This window comes from Pseudoduganella sp. GW821-FHT12E03 (assembly GCF_058807115.1).
Genome location: NZ_JBXAQJ010000011.1, coordinates 141,986 through 161,111, shown reverse-complemented (window position 1 = coordinate 161,111; position 19,126 = coordinate 141,986). Strand labels below are relative to the sequence as shown.

Below are 19,126 nucleotides of genomic sequence, written 5' to 3'. Positions count from 1 at the left end.
GTAAAACATGGACCAGCAATTCCAGGATGGCCTGCAAATGCGCAAACAGGTGATGGGCGACAGCTACGTGGACAGCGCGTTCGCACAATCGGACGCGTTTACCCGTCCGCTGCAGGAATTCATCACGCGCAATGCCTGGGGCACGGTGTGGTGCCGCGAAGGCATCGATTTAAAGACCCGCAGTTTCCTGACCCTGGCCATGCTGACGGCGCTGGGGCGCTCGCATGAAATCAAGGGCCACATCCGGGGAGCGCTGAACAACGGCGCCACCGTCACGGAATTGCAGGAAGTGCTGCTGCACGCCGGCGTGTATTGCGGCGCGCCGCTGGCGGTCGACGCGTTCCGCGCCGCGCAGGAGTGTTTGCGGGAGCGCGGCGATTACAACGCCATGATGCAGGCGGTGTAGGCACCGTTGGCCACGGCGCCCGCCGATGGCTGGAGGCCTTAACCAAGCGTAGGGCGGTTTCCGCAGGAAGCCGCCATGCACGCATGAAAGTACTGCCCGCATCGCAAGCAACGCAAGCATGGCGGCCTCGCAGAGTCCGCCCTACGCAATACCGTCCGTGGTGCACTCCCGAACTCTAAAGCTGGAAACGGTAACCGATCCCGGTCTCGGTCAGGAAATGCCGTGGCTGGGTGGGATTGGCTTCCAGCTTGCCGCGCAAATGCGCCATGTGGATGCGCAAGTAATGGGTGCGCTCCAGGTAGCCCACGCCCCACACGCGCCGCAGCAATTCGCGGTGCGTCAAGACTTTCCCTTCGCTGGTGGCCAGGGTTTCCAGCAACTTGAATTCCGTCGGCGTCAGGTGCACCGGCTGGCCGCCGCGCTCCACCGTATGCCGCTGCAAATCCAGCACCACGTCGCCAAACGCCACCACGGTGACCGGTTCGGCTTGTTCACTGCCGCGCCGCCGCAGGTGCGCCCGCACGCGCGCCTGCAATTCCGGCATGCCAAACGGCTTGGTGACGAAATCGTCGGCCCCGGCATCGAGCGCCGCCACCTTTTCCGCTTCCATCTGGCGCGCCGACACAATAATGATGGGCGCCGCCGTTTGCGTCCGCAACCTGCGCACCAGTTCTCCGCCATCCATGTCCGGTAATCCCAGGTCCACCAGCAGCAACACGGGTTCGCATTCCTGCAGCAGGAGCAAGCCTTCCTGCCCCCGGGCGGCTTCCCGCACGCGGTAGCCCTGCCCCGCCATGGCCGATACCAGCATGCGCCGGATATCGGCGTCGTCTTCAATCACCAGGATCGTGGAGTCATTCGGCATGGTGGTCGGCATAGTCCAGTGGCAGGGTCTCGGTAACGGGGATCGTCAGGATAACGCAGCAGCCCTTGCCCGGCCTGCCGAAAATGCGCATGCGCCCGCCGTGCGCGTCGCAAATCGCCCGGCAGATGGACAGCCCCAGGCCGCCGTGGTCGCGCGGCTTGTCGCCGTCCGGCGCCAGCACATTGGCCAGCGGCGGCGGGTGCGCCATGCCGCAACCGTTGTCGATGACCGACAGGTGCAGCCTGCGCGGCCGCAGATGCCCGCGCACCGCGACGCGGGTCGCGCCGTGCGCATGGCGCACCGCGTTATCGATCAGGTTGCACAGCACTTTTTCCATCAGCAGCGCATCGAGCTTGACCAGCGCTGGCGCGCCCCGGATTTCCGAGTCAAACGCCAGTTGCGGCGCCGCGCCGCGCTGGGCGAAGATGGCGCTGCCGATGATTTCATCGATGGCGGCCCAGTCGCTGTTGATGGCGATGCCGTGCTGGCTGAAGCGCGCGATGTCGAGCAAGTTGGTCACGGTCGCATCCATGCGCACCGCCGCGCGGTGCAGGCGCGCCGCCGTGCCGCCGCTGTCGCTTTCCGTGGGCAGTTGCTGCACCAGCAGTTCCGCCAGGCCTGCCACAGTGGTCAGCGGAGTGCGGATGTCGTGTGAAATGCTGCTGAGGATGGAATTGCGGAAGCGCTCGTTCTTTTCCGCCAGCCGCGCTTTCGACGCCACGTCGATGCTGTGCACGCGGTCCAGCGCCAGCGCCAGTTGCACGGAAGCGGTTTGCAGCCAGTGTTCCTGCATCGCGTCCAGACGGACCATGTGCGCCGGCAGCACCAGCAGCATGACGCCGGAAATACGTTCGCGCGCCTGCAGCGGCAGATACACGACGCCGGCCGAACTGACCGGCGCCTGCACGCCTCCCGCACGCCGGCGCAGCATGGTGTCGGCGATTTTTCGCATGCCGAGCGTGAGGCGCGGGTCGCTGTCCGTGCCCGACGGGAAATCCGGCGGCAAGATCCATGCCGTGGCGCCAAATACGCCGCCGACGAATTGCGCGCCGATGCGGCGCACATCGTCCGCATTTTCCGCCGACAGCAAGTTGTCGCCCATCGCACGCAGCGATTCCGACCATTGCCCCCGCGTTTCCGCCAGGGCGGTCTGCACGCGCAAACCATCGACCAGCCGGCTGGTCACCAGCGCCACCACCAGCAGCATGGCAAAGGTCAGCACATGCTGCGGATCGTGCACGGTCAGCGAGTCGTATGGCGGCACCAGGAAGATATCGAAGAACAGCACGGACAGCACGGAAGCGGAAAATCCCGCGCTGCGGCCCGCCTTCACGGTCAGCCACACGACAATCAACAGGTAATACAGCGCCAGGTTGGCGTCCAGCAGCACGTCGCGAAACGGCGCCACAGCCAGCGTGGCCGCGCTGCACGCCACCAGCGCAATCAAGAGCCCCCTGAACAAATCCACCGATTCCTTCTTCACCGATTCCCGCATCACCGCTTGCCGCCCCGCTGCTTCGTCAAATTTCCACTTGCGTGCCCAGTTCAATCACGCGGTTGGCGGGCACCTTGTAGTATTCCGCCGCATCGCGCGCATTCCTGGACATCGCCGCAAACAACACATCGCCCGCCAGCGGCATCCGTCCTCCCGCCACCGGGATCACGGTCTGCCGTGCGATGAAGAACGATGTTTCCATCAATTGCCAGTCCAGGCCCTTATGCGCAGCCAGTTCCAGCGCCCCGATGATATCGCGGTCGTCCTTGAAACCATAGTGGATATTGAGCTGGTGGCACTGGTGCCCCAGGTCCGCCAGTTCAACGCGTTCCGCCGGCGGCACGTAGGGGATGTCGCGGTTCACCACGGTCAGGAAAACAGTCTGCTCGTGCAGCACCTTGTTGTGCAGCAGGTTATGCAGCAGCGCATGCGGCACGCCATCGCCCTCGGCGCGGAAATACACGGCGGTGCCGGGCACGCGCAGCGGCGGCGACACGAACAGGCTTTCCAGGAAAGCGCCCAGCGGGATCGCATGCTGCTGCAGGTTGTCGAACACGGCTTTGCGGCCGGTGCGCCAGACCAGCATCACCGTCATCATGACCGCCCCCATGACCAGCGGGAACCAGCCGCCATGCGCGATTTTCAGACTGTTGGCGACAAAGAACGCCACGTCGATCAGCAGGAAAAAGCCGGTCGCGGCCCAGCACAGCAGCAAATTGTATTTCCACTGGTAGCGGACCACGAAGAACGTCAGGATCGTCGTGGTCAGCATGGTGATGGTCACCGCGATGCCGTACGCCGCCGCCAGGTTGCCGGACGACCCGAAGCCGGCAATCGCCAGCAGCACAATCAGCAATTGCAGCCAGTTCGCCAGCGGGATATAGACCTGCCCGATTTCCTGTTCGCTGGTGTACAGCACTTTCATGCGCGGCAGGAAGCCCAGGGAAATCGCGCTCTGCACCACGGAAAACGTGGCGGAAATCGTGGCCTGCGCGGCAATCACGGCGGCGATCGTGGCCAGCGCCACCAGCGGCACGATACTCCACTCGCCGAGCTGGTAATAAAACGGGTTGGCGGCGGCGGCGGGATTGTTCAGCAGCACGGCCGCCTGTCCCAGGTAATTCAAGACCAGCGCGGGGAACACGGCGCCAAACCACGCCAGGCGCACCGGCCGCTTGCCAAAGTGGCCTAGGTCCGCATACAGCGCTTCCGCGCCGGTCAGCGCCAGGAAAATCGCCCCCAGCGCGACAAAGCCCAGCCATTGGTTATGGATGAAGAACGCCAGCCCGTAGCGGGGATCGAACGCCGCCAGCACGCCGGGGTGTTGCGCGATATTGACCACGCCCATGGCCGCCAGCGCGCCAAACCAGGCCAGCATGAACACGCCAAACCAGCGCCCAAGGCCCGCCGTCCCGCGCCGCTGCACGGCATACAGGCCAATCACCACCATACAGGCAATCGGCACCACATACGGCACCAGCGCCGGCGTCGCCACTTCCAGCCCTTCGATGGCGGACAGGATGGTGATGGCGGGGGTGATCACGCCATCACCAAAGAACAGCGAAGTGCCGGCCAGGCCGACCACCATCAAGGGAACATACCAGCGCGATTGTTTGGTGACGGAAGCCAGCGCCAGCGCCATCAGCGCCATGATGCCGCCCTCGCCCCGGTTGTCGGCGCGCAGGATCAGCGCCACATACTTCAGCGACACGACGATGATCAGGCTCCAGATGATCAGCGACACGGCGCCCAGCACATTGGCTTCATTGAGCGCGATGCCATGCTGCGCGGAGAAGACTTCTTTCATCGCATACAGCGGGCTGGTGCCGATGTCGCCATAGACGACGCCCAATGCGGCGAGGGTGATGGCGGAAAGCCGGGTTTTACTGTGGTCCATTGCTGCCCTGATCCTGAAATGAGATGGGGGCAACGTTACAGAAACGGTTGTAAAGATAGTGTAAAGATTGGCGTCCAATAAATCAGACCCCGCCGGGCCGCACTGTCCCGGCAATCGAACACGGCCGCCTTATCCGGCCCTGGCGCCTCCTTTGCGATCAATGACTTGGCTCGCCGCTCCTCGCTGGCATGGCGCTTGCTGTTCCCGCTGTATTTGAACCGGGACAGACCATGCACATCACAACGACCACGAGTTTGAGCTTGCTGGCGGCCTTGCTGGCCAGCGCGCCGTACACGGCAACCTGCGCCGCGGAAGCTCCGCCGGTGGCGGGCAATGAAATCAAAATCGGCTACCGCGAATCGGCCGCGCCGTTTTCCTATCTGGAGGGACAGAAACCGGCCGGCTACACCATCGACCTGTGCGAACACATTGTGGACGCCGTCCGGAAAACCCTGGCGCCCGCCACCTTGAAGGTGACGTACGTCCCGCTGACGTCCAGCGACCGCGTGGAAAAGGTCAAGTGCGGCGCGGTCGACCTGGAATGCGGCGCCACCACCGTGACACCACAGCGTGCGGCTGACGTGGCGTTTTCCCAGGCGATCTTTTATGCCGACACGAAGATCATGGTGAAGGCTGGTTCCGGCATCCAGTCAGTCGCCGGCCTGAAGGGCAAGCGCGTCATCGTCAACCAGGGCGCGGCCGGGGCACCGCTGCTGGCCCGGGCCGACCTGGACAAGGGCTTGCACATCCAGTTCGTCAAGTCGCTCGACACCCGGGAGTCGTTCAAATCGCTGCAGCAAAACAAGGTGGACGCCTTTGTGCACGACGACGTGCAACTGGTGCGGCTGGCCGCGACCTCGGCCAGCGCGAAAGACTTCGTGTTGCTCGATGAATCGCTGTCGAGCGACCCGATCGCCATCATGGTCCGCAAGGATAATCCGCAACTGAAGCGCGTGGCCGATACCACGCTGGCGAAAATCGCCGCCTCGGGCGAACTGGCGAAGATTTACGCCCGCTGGTTCATGACCCCCACCTTCAAATTCCCGATGGGGTCAGCATTGAAGCAGGCGCTGAAGATGCCTTAAACCGGCTTAAACCGGCTTAGCGCAGCAGCCAGATCCACGCACTGAGCGTAAAGAACGACATCACGGTGCAGACCAGCAAGGTGGCTGCGCTGCGGTCCGCTTCGCCGTATTGTTGCGCCAGCATCGGGTAAATGCCCAGCATCGGCATGGCCGCCATCAGCATGGCGGCCGCGCGCAGTGGCGGATCCAGCGGCGCCATGCCGATCAGCGGCAGCGCCGACACGGCCAGCAACACCGCCAGCGGATGCGCCACCAGTTTGCCCATCACCACCGGCAATGCCTGGCGCGCCAGGCCCGCCAGCGGCAGTCCGGCCAGGGTGCCGCCGATCACGAACAGCGACAGGCCCGCGCAGGCCTGCGCAAACAGGGTAACCGTGCGCGCCATCGGCTGCGGCAAGGTCCATCCGGCCAGGCTGACCGCCAGCCCCGCCACCGCGCCCAGCACCAGCGGATTGCGCACCAGTGCCCGCAGCGACTGGCTGATCACCGCGCGCCAGCGGCCCCCGCCATGCTTGCCATTTTCCGCCATCGCCAGCAACAGCGGCAGCATGATGACGTTTTCAACGATCACGTTCAGCGACAGCGCCAGTCCCGCCACCGGCGCCAGCACCAGCGCCACGATGGGAAAGCCGACATAGCCGCTGTTCGAACACGACGTCCCCATCGCCAGCAGCGCGCTGCGGGTCGGCGTGGCCCCGCCCCAGCGCCGGCCAACCAGATAAGCGGCGCTCATGGCCAGCAGCGAACCCGCCAGGTACGCCAGCAGATAGCCGGGATTGACGATTTCCGTGATGGAGCGCTGCGCAATGGCATTGAAGATCAGCGCCGGCAAGCCGAAGTTCAGGACGAATTTACCGAACAGCCGCATGTCGCTTTTCTCGAACATGCCCCTGCGGGTGGCCAGGTACCCGGCCAGGATGGCGATATACACGGGGGTGGTGATGGCGAGGATGTCGAGCATGGGTACGCTTTGGGTGCCTGGGTGGGTTCCTGGATCCCCATGCTATAAAATACGAATCAATACATCAACCCATCAAATGTAGTCTCATAATTTACGAATCGTGAATCTCGATTTTCAACTGGAAGACTTGCGCGTGTTTTGCCTGGCGGCCCGCAAGGCCAGCTTCGCCGCCACCGCCATGGAACTGGGCGTCTCTCCGGCTTATGTCAGCAAGCGCATCGCGATCCTGGAAAAGTCGCTGGGCGTGACGCTGTTCCACCGCGCCGCGCGGCGGGTCACCGTGACGGACGACGGCGAGCGTGTCTATGCGTCGGCGCAGCAGATCTTCGACAGCGTGGAAAACATGGGCGACACGGTGGCCGGCGACCGGCTCGACCCGCGTGGCGCGCTGCGGGTGACGACCAGCTTCCGCCTCGGGCGCAAGCACATCGCGCCGGTGATCTCGCTGCTGGCGCAGCGCTATCCGGCGCTCGATATCAGCCTGGACGTGGTGGACCGCCGGGTCGACCTGATGGCGGAAAATATCGACCTCGACATCCAGGTCGGCGAAGTGGCGGAACCGCACCTGGTGGCGCACCGCATCGCCTCCAGCAAACGCTACCTGTATGCGGCGCCCTCCTATCTCGCGCGGCGCGGCGTGCCCGCCACGCTGCAGGAACTGAGCCAGCATGACTGCCTGGTGCTGCGCGAACGGCACCAGCCGTTCGGCGTCTGGAAGGCGGAGAGCGCGCAGGGAAGCGAAAAAGTCAAAGTCACCGCGCGGCTGGCGTCGAACCATTCGGAAATCCTGCGCGCGTGGGCCATCGATGGCCACGGCATTTTATTTCCGGCCAGCTGGGACGTGCATGACGATGTGATGGCGGGCCGGCTGGCGCCGGTGCTGCCCGGTTACTGGCAGCATGCCGATATCTGGGCCGCCAGCACCGTGCGCCTGGCCACGTCGGCCAAGGTGCGCGTGTGCGTGCGCTTCCTGCAGGAGCAGTTGGCGGATGGCCCGTTCGCCTTGAAGCAGGCCATCGTACCGTGACGCCATGGCGCAGATGCCATGGCGTTCAAGCCGGCCCCCTTACGCCGCCTGGCGCAGCTCCCTTGCCGCCGCCACCATGTTGGCCAGCGCCGGCAGCACTTCTCCCCACTGGCGCGTTTTCAGGCCGCAATCCGGGTTGACCCACAGGCGCTCGGCGGGAATGCGCTCCGCAGCCTTGTGCATCAGTTGCACGATGTGTTCGCGGGTCGGAATGTTTGGCGAGTGGATGTCATACACGCCGGGACCGATCTGGTTCGGATAATTGAAGTGGTCGAAGGCATCGAGCAATTCCATGTCCGAACGCGACGTCTCGATCGTGATCACGTCGGCATCCATGGCGGCGATCGACGCGATGATGTCGTTGAATTCCGAATAGCACATGTGGGTGTGGATTTGCGTCTGGTCTTGCACGCCGTTGGCCGTGATGCGGAACGATTCCACCGCCCAGTCCAGGTACGCCTGCCACTGGCCGCGCCGCAACGGCAAGCCTTCGCGCAGCGCCGCTTCATCGATCTGGATTACGCGCACGCCGGCCTGTTCCAGGTCCAGCACTTCCTGGCGGATCGCCAGCGCCAGTTGCTGGCACGACACGAAACGCGGCTGGTCATCCCGCACGAACGACCAGTTCAAGATCGTCACGGGGCCGGTCAGCATGCCTTTCATGGGTTTGTCGGTCAGCGATTGCGCATAGCTGGTCCACGCCACCGTCATGGCGCGCGGGCGGCTGATGTCGCCAAACAGGATCGGCGGCTTGACGCAGCGCGAGCCATACGACTGCACCCAGCCGAACTGGGTGAACGCATACCCTTCCAGCTGTTCGCCAAAGTATTCCACCATGTCGTTGCGTTCCGCCTCGCCGTGCACCAGCACGTCCAGCCCCAGCGCTTCCTGTTCGCGTACGCTGCGGGCGATTTCTTCTTTCATCGCGGTGTTGTAGGCCGCCGGCTCCAGCGCGCCGGCCTTGAACGCGCTGCGGGCCTGGCGGATCTCCGCCGTTTGCGGGAACGAGCCGATGGTGGTGGTCGGATAGGCCGGCAATTGCAACAGCGCCGCCTGCCGCGCCGCGCGCTCGGCATAGCCGCTGCGGCGCGCGCCCAGGCTGGCGTTGATTTGCGCAACGGCTTGCCGCACTTGCGGGTTGTGCACGCGCGGCGATGCGCGGCGCGCCGCCAGCGCGGCCTGGTTCGCTGCGAGTTCGGCCTGCACGGACGCGCGGCCATGGCGCAGCGCCTGCGCCAGCACCTGCAATTCCCCGAGCTTTTGCTGCGCAAAGGCCAGCCACGAGCGAATCTCCGCATCGAGCTGCTGCTCGCTGTCCAGGTCCACCGGCACGTGCAGCAGCGAGCACGATGGCGCGATCCACAACCGCTCGCCCAGTTGCCGCGCCAGCGGTTCCAGCCAGTCCAGGGTCGCCGTCAAATCCGTCTTCCAGATATTGCGGCCATTGATCACGCCCAGCGACAGCACTTTATGGGGCGGCAGCAAATTCAACAGCGGACGCACATCGTCCTGGCCATTGATGGCGTCCACGTGCAAGCCCGCCACCGGCAGGTTGGCCGCCAGGTACGTGTTTTCCTGCAGTTGGCCGAAATACGTCGCCACCAGTAACTTGACCCGGGACACCTTCAGCTGGTGGTAGGCATAGTTGAACGCGTACTGCCAGTCCGCGTCGAGTTCCGTCACCAGGATAGGTTCATCGACCTGTACCCACTCGACCCCGTGCGCCGCCAGGGTATCGAGCAATTGCGTATAGGCGGCCAGCAGGCTGTCGAGCAGATCGAGCTTGTTCGAACCATCCTTGGCCTTGCCCAGCGCCAGGTACGTCACCGGCCCCACGATCACCGGCTTGGCGTTGAGGCCCTGCGCCTGCGCTTCCGCCAGTTGTTCCAGCAGGCGCGAAGCATCGAGCGTAAAAGCCGTGGCGGCCGTGAATTCCGGCACGATGTAGTGGTAATTGGTGTCGAACCACTTGGTCATTTCACCGGCCGCCACGCCGCCGCAGCAGGCGTGATGTTCAGTGCTTTGGGCGGAACGGCCGCGCGCCACGCGGAAGTAGTTATCCAGCGCATCGCCATGGAAGCCTTGCACGCGTTGCGGCAAGTTCCCCAAGGTAAAACTCATGTCCAGCACCTGATCGTAGAACGAAAAGTCCCCGACCGGAACCAGGTCGAGGGCGGACTGCTGTTGCCAGTGGCGCTGGCGCAGCGCGGCGCCCACGGCGGTCAGCGCGTCGCGCGTCGAATCGCCTTTCCAGTACGACTCCAGTGCGAATTTCAATTCGCGTTTGGCGCCAATGCGGGGAAAGCCGAGGTTGTGGACGATGGTCATGGATACTCCGTGAAATGTGATCAGTTCAGCCATGGTAAAGACTGCAATCCATGACGTAAAATGGTCTTTTCTCACACATCAATGAGTTTTACTCATGGATTTTTACTATGCTTGAACGCATCCACCTGGCCATCGTGCTGGAAGTTGAAAAACAGGGGTCGCTGACCGCCGCCGCCGACGTGCTGTGCGTGACGCAGTCGGCGCTGAGCCACAGCATGAAAAAGCTGGAACAGCAGCTCGGCACCGATATCTGGCTGCGCGAAGGCCGCAGCCTGCGGCTGACGCAGGCCGGCCAGTTCCTGCTGGCGGTGGCGCAGCGCATCGTGCCGCAACTGAACCTGGCGGAAGACCGCTTGCGCCAGTTCGCCCAGGGAGAGCGGGGTTCGCTGCGCATCGGCATGGAGTGCCACCCATGCTACCAGTGGCTGTTGAAGATTGTCTCGCCCTACCTGGCGCACTGGCCGCTGGTGGACGTGGACGTCAAACAAAAGTTCCAGTTCGGCGGCATCGGCGCGCTGTTTGGCTATGAAATCGACTTGCTGGTGACGCCGGACCCGGTCAACAAACCGGGCCTGGTGTTTGAACCGGTGTTTGATTATGAGCAGGTGCTGGTGGTGCACCAGGACCACCACCTGGCCGGACAGCGGCAAGTCACGCCGCAGCAGGTGGCGGAAGAAACACTGATCACTTATCCGGTACCGGTCGACCGCCTCGATATCTACAACCTGTTCCTGCTGCCCGCCAATTGCCTGCCAAAGAAGCACAAGACCATTGAAACCACCGACATCATGCTGCAAATGGTGGCCAGCGGGCGCGGTGTGACGGCGCTGCCGAAATGGCTGGTGACCGACTACGCGCCGCAGCTGCAACTACGCACGCTGCGGCTGGGCAATGACGGCATCCACAAGCACATCCACCTCGGCATACGGGAAGCCGATCGCGCCATCGATTACCTGCAAGCGTTTATCGCCTATGCGCGCCAGGTCAGAAATGGTGCGCCAGGGTCAGCCTGAACGAGCGCCGCTCCACCGGGTGGAAGTGGATGTCATCGACGCCTTCGGCCGCTTCGCCCGGCAGGCGCGAACGGTAGTAGTAATCGATGTCGCTGGCTTTTTTGTCGAACAGGTTGAAGATGTCCAGCGAGACATTGGTGTGCTTGCCCAGCTGGTAGGCCGCGCGGGCATAGGCCAGCGTGGTGGCCTTTGATTTGATGCTGGCGTCTTCCAGCAATGGACGCGGGCCGAAATGGCGCAGCTGGAAACTGCCCGACCACGCGCCGAAATTGCGCACTGTCGCGCCGAACGACAGCACGCGGTTCAGCGCGCCGGGAATGCGGTCGCCATCCGGGCTGGTATCGGCATAGCGCGCGCGCGAGGCGGCCACGTCGAGGTCGAACAGCAGCATTGACGACACCACATAATGGTTGTTCCATTCGATGCCACGGCGGCGGCTGGGGCGCGTGGCTTCGGTTTCACCGGCATCGCCAATGAACAGCAATTCGGAATCGATATTCAAACGCCACAGCGCCAGCGAGCTTTGCAGGCCCGGGATGATTTCCGAGCGCAGGCCGATTTCACTGCCCCGGGTCGACACCAGCGGCGTCACCGGGTCGGTCGGACTGCCATCCGGCAGGCGGGTTTGCACCGTGCCGCGCCCGTCGTTGCTGTGGAAACCCTTGCCGAAGTTAACGAAGGCTTCCGTGCGCTGCCACGGGCCGAACATCAGCGACAGCTTGGGAGAAACCAGGTGGGCCCGGGTTCTGCCGCTGTTGGCGGTGCCGTTAACCGGATCGCTGCCGGCGACATTGAAGCGGTAAGCGTCATAGCGCGCGCCCGCCATGCTGCGCAGCCATGGCTGCCATTGCGTGGTGTTTTCCACATACAAGCCCGCGCTCGATTCGCGCACGCGGTCTTCACGCACGATGCCGGCCGTGGCGCCGCCCGTGGTTTCATAGATACCGACGGGCGACAGCCGGTCGAAGCGGGTTTGTATCCCGGCCCGGTTGTGCATTTCCAGTCCGGCGAAATCGGTGCGCCAGGATTGCGCCAGGTTCGCACCGGCCATCTTGCGCTGTTCGCGCTGGCTGTGCTGGTCGCCATCGGCCGGGTTGTCCAGGTAATAGGTGAAGTTGCTGGTCAGGGTCAGGGTCGAGCGCAGCGCGTAGGCATCGAATTCCAGCATGCCGGAATCCGTGCGCATGCGCTGGGTGTATGACAGGCTGTAACGGCTGCTTTCACCGCCATCGGTGGGATCGATATTGCCGAAGCGGCCGATCAGTCCCGATTGCACCGCGCGCAGCGGAATCTGGTCGGTCGATTGCCAGCGGTTGGAAAACGCCATGCCGGTCAAACTGAAGCCATCGCCGGGACTGCCCTGGCTGTAGCGCAGCACGCCGTTATATTTGCGCACCCGCTGCGGCAAGTCCCACGGTCCATCATTGGTGGTCAGTTCCGCGCCATACAGCAAGGTGCCACGGCCGGCGCTGAACGAGTCGGCCAGCAAGCCGCGCCGGTAACCCGAACCGCCCAGCGCCAGGCTGGCCAGCCCTTCCTGCAACTTGTCCGCCAGGCGGATGTGCGCCGCGCCGGCCGAGGCGAAGTCGCCTTCATCGGCAAAGTACGGCCCCTTTTTATAGTCGATACGCTGGGCCAGTTCCGGGATCAGGAAATTCAGGTCGGTATAGCCCTGGCCATGCGCGTGCGTGCGCATATTGACCGGCATGCCGTCGACGAAGGTGGCGAAGTCGGTGCCGTGGTCGAGGTTGAAGCCGCGCAGGAAGTACTGGCTGGCCTTGCCGTCACCGCTGTGCTGCGTGACGATCATGCCGGGAACGAATTCCAGCAATTCCGCCGTGCGCATGGCGGGACGGGCGGCAATCAGATCGGCGGTGATGCTGCCCTGGCTGGCCGCGTCGGACGTGCCGACCGCGTTGTTATAGTGGCCTGTGACTTGCACCACGGCCAGTGGCGCCGCGTCCTTCGCGGCTTCGTCGGCGGCGTGGTGCGCCGCCGCGTGCGTCGTAAAGCAGGCGGCAATGCAGCCCGCCATCAAGGTTGCCCGGGTATGGAGCATGGAATGACCTCGTAATCGCCTGGTAAGGCGGATGGTAGAAAAAAATTGTGCGGGAAGTGTGGCGGCGGGCGCGCAATACGTCCGGATGTAACGCCGCCGTATTGCGCCGCCCTATTGCGCAGGCTTGCCGCGCTGCGGCGCCGGTTCGATCAGCACCAGCTTGCCCGTCTTCGGATCGCGGAACACTTCCCCGACGCGGTCATAGCCGCTGCCCGATTCCGTGATGCCGGTGGCCGGGCGTTCGATCTGGCGTCCCTTCTCCACCGGCTTGGGCGCCGTGAAGCCGCCTTGCGCGCCGGCGATGGCGGCAATCAGGCCACAGGCGAACACCAGCATCACGTCCACCAGGTTCACCAGACTGGCGCGCGGGTCTTCATCGCTCTGGTCAAACCGCGCGTCGAGGCGCGAATACAGGCGCAGGCGCTTTTTCGGCGGCGCGCTCTTTGCCGGCACATGCGTTAGCGGCCCATTCATGCCGCCAGCTCCACGGCGGGTTGTGCTGCGCGCTCGTCCTGTGCCTCGAGTGTTTCCAGCAATTCTTCATACCAGCGGCGGCGCAGCTTGCCGATCACCAGGCCGGCGATACCGGCCACCAGGCCCAATACCGTGGCGTCGAAAGCCACCGTGACGGCGCTGGCCAGCTTCGCCGGATCGCCTTGTCCCAGTGCCGCCAGGCCAGGTCCGAGCGGAATGATGGTGGCCATCAGGCCCAGCATCGGCGGAATGCGCGACAGCAGGTCGGCGCGCTCCAGGCGGCGGCGTGCGACGGCCTGCACTTGCGCCGCATTGCTGTTGGCGGCCAGCTTCGACAAGCCATAAAAACGCTCGCCGCAGGCGATACCCGCCTCGGCGATGGCCACCGCGCAGGCGGCCAGCAAGGCCAGTAACGCCGGGGTGAGCAGCAGGCTGACGCCGTCGTGCAGCCAGGCGAAATTCAGGGTTTCAGTCATGAGTGTCTCCAGATAAAGTAGAAAGTAAAATCAGTCCGTCAGAGGCAGTTCGCTTCGTCGTTTTGCCAAATGCGTAGGGCGGTTCGGGGGTATCGAGCCGCCATGCGTGCATCCCGGTGCTTCCTGAGCTGGTGGTGACGCCGGCATGGCGGCTTCGCTGGCGCGAAACCGCCCTACGGATTTGACGCCAACGCTACCGCGCCACAGTCCCAGCCCGAACAGCGCAATCCCCGCCGCCAGCGCCGCCAGCATTCCGATGACATGCACCACGGCGGCCCGCTGCGGCGGCGCCTGTTCGGTCAATTCATAGGCGCGCGGCGCTGGCGCGGGAGCAGCTTCCGCTTCCGCCGCGCGCGGCGCGGCGGCTTGCTCCGCAGCCGGCGTATTGGCGGGCGCGCCTGCGGGTACAGCGACAGAGGGCGCGGCAGGCAATCCAGCCGCCGGCAACATCTCGCCACGGGCCCGCGCCAGGGTCACACCCAGCGCCTGCGCCTCGGCCTCGCCCAGCTGCGGCGCCAGCCATTGCCACATCGGATGGTCCGGTTTGGTATGTCCGCTGCCCGGCAAGCCATTGGCCGCCACCAGGCGCGCCAGTTCGCCGCCCATCTTGCGGATGGTGGCGGGATCGGTCTTCCAGTACCCCTTTTCCGCCGCCACCATGAAGATCGCCAGCATGTGCGCCTTGACGTGCGCGTTATTGCCTTGGGCAAGGAATTGCGGCAAGCCCAGTTTGTGGGCATCGTCGAAGTACACGGACTTGACGTCGTCCCACGCCCAGTTTTTCACCAGGTCGGGGCGGGTCACTTGCCAGCCCCACAGGTTTTCCAAAAATTCCTGGCCCATGGTGCGGGCGCCCGAGTAACCGTGCTCCATCAGGGGTTTGAGCCAGGCCGGATTCAGGAATCGTCCGCGCAGTTCACCCAGCAGCGCGGCGGCCAGCGGTTCCACATCGGCCTGTCCCGGCTGCGCGTGCTGCAAGATCATCGCTTCCGGCACCCGGCCGGTGCGCCCTTCCACCGCCAGCGACAAGCCGCCCAGGTAATCAAACGCATCGTTGTTGTCGAGCAGCCCATACAGGTTGCTGGCGCGCCCATGGTAAGTGCGGGTAATGCCGTCCAGCGCCACGTCAAACGCGGCATGGCTGGCTTCACCGGCGTTGTCGAGGCCATAGGCGTGGCCCATGCGGTTGCGGTAGGCGCGGCCGATTTCATCGCGCTCGCGCCAGGCGCCGGAACGCTCGGTCAGCCGGTTGACACCGGCGCCATAAGCGCCCGGCGCATCGCCAAACACGCGCAGCGCGGCGGCGCGGCCGGCATCGGCCAGCGGCATGCCGGAGAGCGCCAGCGCCTTGGTGCGCACCAGCCATTCATGCGCCACGCGGTTGCCGGCCGCGGCTTCGCCCCCCCACGGCACCGCCGCCACGCTGCCCAATGGCGCCAGCGCGGCCAACATGGCTTCCTTCAGCGCCGGCTCGCGTTCCACGATGGCGCCGGCGGACGCGGCCAGCGCCAGCCGCCCGGCTCGGTCGATCAGGCGGTTCAGGTTCGGATACAGGTCGCGGAACAGGCCGGAGGTCGTCACCAGCGCATCGCGCCGTGGCGCGCCCGGCACCAGGCGCACGTCGGTGACGATGCCGCGCGCGTTCCATACCGGCTCCGCGCCCATCAGCGCCAGGGTGAACGCCACCATCACGCCTTCGTCGCGCACCGCGTCGGACGCCCACAGCAGCACACCCTCGCTGCCCTGCGGGTTCTTGTCGCGCGCCATGGCCTTGGCCGCCATGGCCGCGCCCAACTGGTAACCGAGTTTGGTCGGCAAGATGTCGCCATCGACCGCGTGGAAGTTGCGGCCGGTGGGCAGCGATTCCGGCGAGCGCAGCGGGTCGTTGCCCTTGCCCGGCTCGATGAAGCGGCCATCGAGGCCGGCCAGCAGCGCCTGCATTTCCAGGCGCGGCGAATCGGCCAGCTTGTGCGCCACGTCCGGACCGCCGACGCCGCCCTTTTGCATGGAATCGAGCATCAGGTCGAGCGACTTTTGTTCCCACGGGCGGCCAAAGATATGCAAGCCATACGGCATAAACTTTTCCTGCAGCTTGGTGAGATAGTGGCCCACTTCGTGCGCCAGCAAATCGTCGTCGGCCGCATCGAAGCCGATGCCGCGCACTTCCAGCACGTCGGCCATCGACGCTTCCAGTTCCGCCTTCAAGTTCAGCGCCGTGACTTTGTCGCGTATCAGTTGCGCCGCCTGCGCTTTCAGCGATTCGGAACTGGCCGCCTCAAAACTTTCCACCACCTGGCGCAGCGCCAGCAATTCGTCATACAGCGGCGTGCTGGCCAGCGGCGGCGTCAAATGGTCGACCATGACGGCCAGGCCACGGCGCTTGGCTTGCGTGCCCTCGCCCACGCCATCGACGATGTACGGATACACGCCCGGCAAATCCGCACCCACCAGGCTCGGATAATCGTCGGCACTGAGGCCTACCGCTTTACCGGGCAGGAATTCATAGGTGGAGTGGCGGCCCACGTGGACCAGCGCGTCGGCTTTAAAGCGGTCGCGCAGCCAGTGATAAAACGCCAGGTACTGGTGCGGCGGCGTGATGCTGGTATTGGCGTGCAACAGTTCCTCGTCCACTTCCCAGCCGCGCGGCGGTTGCGGGCCGATGAACACATTGCCGAACACCAGGCCCGGCACCAGCAGCTTGCCGCTGTCGACCATGATCTTGCCGGGCGCCGCGCCCCACCCCTTCAACCCTTCGATGCCATAACCGGACACGCGGCGGTTCAGCGCCGCCAGCGCGGCACAGCGGCGCGCGGGTTTCGCGTCCAGGCAGCGGTGATAACCGTCGGCCAGCGCCGCCAGGTCGCGGATCGCGGCCGCCCGTTGCGGATGGTCGGCGCCTTCGACCAGGTGCTGCAATTCCTTGATGACGACTTCGGCCAGCTTGCGGCCCAGCAGCCATTCACCGGCAGCTTCCGCTTCCAGCACATCGGCATGCAACCGGCCCAGCAAGCCGCGCGTCATTTCACCCTGCACGCGCGGCGGCAAGGCGCCGAACCAGCGCTGGTAGTCTTGCGCGCTGACGCTATTAACAGTGGCGCTCAATTCCCGCAGCGCGGCGCGGTCTTCCGGCAAGTTCACGCCGTGCGCCATGATCTGGTCCAGCAACGCTTCCGGCGATGCGGGCAAGTCGCCGACCGAGTAGCCGGCGTTTTTCATGGCATGCAGCATGTCGAACAGCGATGCCGGCACGTTCAGGTTGTCGGCGCCGATGTTTTGCCGGCCCGGCGGGTGGTTGTAATAAATCAGCGCGACCTTCTTGTCGCGGTTGGCCTTGTGGCGCAGCGCCACCCAGCGGTCGACCCGCGCCGCCAGCCGCTGCGCTTCGGCCTCCAGCATGACCGGCGGACGGTTTTCTATTCCGGTTTGCGGATCGCGCCGGGCCTGGCCCAGCGCCGCCACCACGATCGGCTGGCCTATGCCTTGCAGCTCCGGCAGCGCCACGCGGTATTGCACCGAATCCGGCGGCAAGCCGTCCGGCGACAGCCGCCATTGCGCGGCCGTGCGGTCCGACAGGCGGATGGCTTTGAATAACGGCACATCGAGTTTCTTGAACGCGTCCGACACGGCTTCTCGGCCTTCGGCCGCGCCCACCACGAAGTCCTGCAACACCACCACGGCGGCCGGCTGCGCCGGCGCGATCAGGTCCGGCAAGCGTTCCAGCGCTTCGCGCGACGCCCCACCCCAGCGCGGCAACACTTGCACGCACTGGCGGCCCTGCTGTTCGATGCGCTGGCACAGTTGCGCCGGCACCATGCCATCCATGTTGGACAAATCCAGCACCACGACAGTCGGCCGCGCCTGCAGTCCCAGCTGCGCGCCCTTGCCCCATGCCGCGCCATCGGCCAGTTCCCGGTTTCCGGCACGCACACGCAAGGTCGGTTCCGGCAGCGGCGCGATCAAGGCGACGGCGGGATTGAGCAGGTGGGAAAACAGCGCGGCGGTGTTGCCGACGCCGCCCGCCTGCCACAACTGGCGCGCGGCCAGCCAGTGGCGCGCGGCCGGATGCGCCTGCGCCGCCTGCAGCGCGCTGGCGGGCGGCTGTTCCGTGGACAGCTGGCGCAGGGTTTCCGGCGCAAAGCCTTGCAGGCTGCCGTTGGCGTCGCGGCTTAAATTACGGCTCATCAGGCTCAGCGTGGCCTCGCCATTCATCGCCAGCACGACGGCTTTCGCCTTCGCATGGCGCGGCAGCGCATCTTTCAGGCGGCGGGCGGGATCGCCAAACAGCGCCACGGCCAGCACGGTATCGGCCTGGCCCAGCCACTGCGCCACTTGCCGTTCATCGGCCGCCATGAATTGCGCGGGGGTGCGCAGCAGGATACGATCTTGCGGATGGCTGGCGAGGTGGCGGTGCGCCGCTTCGACGGCGATGGGCGCGGAGCGTTCCGTGACGAGGGCGAACAAGGTGGCGGCCTTGGCGGATGAGAGCGCGGACGCGGGCGCAAGGACGAACGCGCACAGAAGCGCGGCGAACAACCTGACTAAAGTTTTCGTTTTCACGGGCGGTACCAGTAACCGCGTGCCAGGCACGCATAATGTAACGGGCGGCCGTGTTCTTGCCGGAACGCGCAAAGACGCCGCGTGACCAAAGCACGCGGCAACGAAGAACAGGAAAAGATACGAACCGCCCACCGGCAAAACCAACACCCCGGGTTTTGCACAATGCATCGTGATGGCCGGTCTTCTGGCTTGCCGTCATCCTCCTCCGATCCTGCCTTCCCGTGCAAAGCACAGTGGCGTACGATCGAAGTCGTCAGGCATACAGCAGCGGGGGCTGCGCCGGACTGGCGCGGAATGAAAACTCCGCACGTCACCGGCTTCCCGTTTCACCCTCCGGCAGACAAGCGGGAGGGCACCATACACGTTATGGGCGGCATTGTACCTTTAATCATAGTAGCGGGCTAGCCCGCCGGAAAACCGCCTGGGACGCGTTATTTGCCTGCCGTGTGGTTTACATCCGCGTGTGGCTGTGCGATTCTGCGC

13 protein-coding genes and 1 riboswitch are annotated in these 19,126 nt (G+C 64.9%); of the genes, 4 read left to right on the top strand and 9 right to left on the bottom strand.

The window, feature by feature from the left end; genetic code table 11:
• Window positions 1-7: 7 nt before the first annotated feature.
• The gene (locus AC1RRC_RS25890) at window positions 8-406 is read left to right on the top strand and encodes a carboxymuconolactone decarboxylase family protein (protein WP_493058482.1); all 399 of its coding nucleotides are present in this window, start codon (window positions 8-10) and stop codon (window positions 404-406) included.
• Between the two features lie 175 nt (window positions 407-581).
• On the opposite strand, the gene AC1RRC_RS25885 is transcribed toward AC1RRC_RS25890, so the two are convergent.
• Genes AC1RRC_RS25885 through AC1RRC_RS25875 form a run of 3 tightly spaced genes read right to left on the bottom strand, consistent with a single transcriptional unit; the run spans window position 582 to window position 4,663 of the window.
• Window positions 582-1,283, bottom strand: a complete 702-nt coding sequence (locus AC1RRC_RS25885) for a response regulator (protein ID WP_493058481.1) — start codon at window positions 1,281-1,283, stop codon at window positions 582-584.
• Complete coding sequence (locus AC1RRC_RS25880; RefSeq protein ID WP_493058480.1) at window positions 1,261-2,766, bottom strand: DUF4118 domain-containing protein; 1,506 nt, start codon at window positions 2,764-2,766, stop codon at window positions 1,261-1,263. Before AC1RRC_RS25880 ends, AC1RRC_RS25885 begins: the two co-directional genes overlap by 23 nt.
• Window positions 2,767-2,791: 25 nt before the next feature.
• Window positions 2,792-4,663, bottom strand: coding sequence for a potassium transporter Kup (locus tag AC1RRC_RS25875; protein WP_493058479.1), 1,872 nt, complete (start codon window positions 4,661-4,663; stop codon window positions 2,792-2,794).
• Between the two features lie 230 nt (window positions 4,664-4,893).
• Between AC1RRC_RS25875 and AC1RRC_RS25870 the strand changes: the two genes are divergently transcribed.
• Complete coding sequence (locus AC1RRC_RS25870; protein WP_493058478.1) at window positions 4,894-5,748, top strand: amino acid ABC transporter substrate-binding protein; 855 nt, start codon at window positions 4,894-4,896, stop codon at window positions 5,746-5,748.
• A gap of 16 nt (window positions 5,749-5,764) precedes the next feature.
• Here AC1RRC_RS25870 and AC1RRC_RS25865 read toward each other — a convergent pair whose 3' ends face one another.
• Window positions 5,765-6,709, bottom strand: a complete 945-nt coding sequence (locus tag AC1RRC_RS25865) for an AEC family transporter (protein WP_493058477.1) — start codon at window positions 6,707-6,709, stop codon at window positions 5,765-5,767.
• Between the two features lie 100 nt (window positions 6,710-6,809).
• Here AC1RRC_RS25865 and AC1RRC_RS25860 point away from each other — a divergent pair, with 100 nt between their 5' ends.
• The gene (locus tag AC1RRC_RS25860; protein ID WP_493058476.1) at window positions 6,810-7,736 is read left to right on the top strand and encodes a LysR family transcriptional regulator; all 927 of its coding nucleotides are present in this window, start codon (window positions 6,810-6,812) and stop codon (window positions 7,734-7,736) included.
• Window positions 7,737-7,775: 39 nt separating this feature from the next.
• On the opposite strand, the gene metE is transcribed toward AC1RRC_RS25860, so the two are convergent.
• Window positions 7,776-10,064 (bottom strand): 5-methyltetrahydropteroyltriglutamate--homocysteine S-methyltransferase, encoded by a 2,289-nt coding sequence (gene metE, locus AC1RRC_RS25855; RefSeq protein ID WP_493058475.1) that lies wholly within the window; start codon window positions 10,062-10,064, stop codon window positions 7,776-7,778.
• Between the two features lie 107 nt (window positions 10,065-10,171).
• On the opposite strand from metE, the gene AC1RRC_RS25850 reads away from it, so the two are divergent.
• Window positions 10,172-11,077 carry a LysR family transcriptional regulator gene (locus AC1RRC_RS25850; RefSeq protein ID WP_493058474.1) on the top strand — a complete coding sequence of 302 codons (906 nt, stop codon included), beginning with the start codon at window positions 10,172-10,174 and terminating at the stop codon, window positions 11,075-11,077.
• On the opposite strand, the gene AC1RRC_RS25845 is transcribed toward AC1RRC_RS25850, so the two are convergent.
• From AC1RRC_RS25845 to AC1RRC_RS25830, 4 genes are all read right to left on the bottom strand, one after another.
• The gene (locus AC1RRC_RS25845; protein ID WP_493058473.1) at window positions 11,049-13,136 is read right to left on the bottom strand and encodes a TonB-dependent receptor; all 2,088 of its coding nucleotides are present in this window, start codon (window positions 13,134-13,136) and stop codon (window positions 11,049-11,051) included. The genes AC1RRC_RS25850 and AC1RRC_RS25845 overlap by 29 nt on opposite strands.
• Before the next feature lie 111 nt (window positions 13,137-13,247).
• A complete protein-coding gene (locus tag AC1RRC_RS25840; RefSeq protein ID WP_493058472.1) occupies window positions 13,248-13,610 on the bottom strand; it encodes a hypothetical protein in 363 nt (120 codons plus the stop codon).
• Complete coding sequence (locus AC1RRC_RS25835) at window positions 13,607-14,086, bottom strand: MotA/TolQ/ExbB proton channel family protein (RefSeq protein WP_493058471.1); 480 nt, start codon at window positions 14,084-14,086, stop codon at window positions 13,607-13,609. The genes AC1RRC_RS25840 and AC1RRC_RS25835 overlap by 4 nt, the downstream gene beginning before the upstream one ends.
• Before the next feature lie 30 nt (window positions 14,087-14,116).
• On the bottom strand, window positions 14,117-18,547 hold the full coding sequence (locus AC1RRC_RS25830; RefSeq protein WP_493058470.1) for a cobaltochelatase subunit CobN: 4,431 nt from the start codon (window positions 18,545-18,547) through the stop codon (window positions 14,117-14,119).
• A 254-nt stretch (window positions 18,548-18,801) separates the two neighbouring features.
• A riboswitch (cobalamin riboswitch) is annotated at window positions 18,802-19,018 on the bottom strand.
• Window positions 19,019-19,126 lie beyond the last annotated feature (108 nt).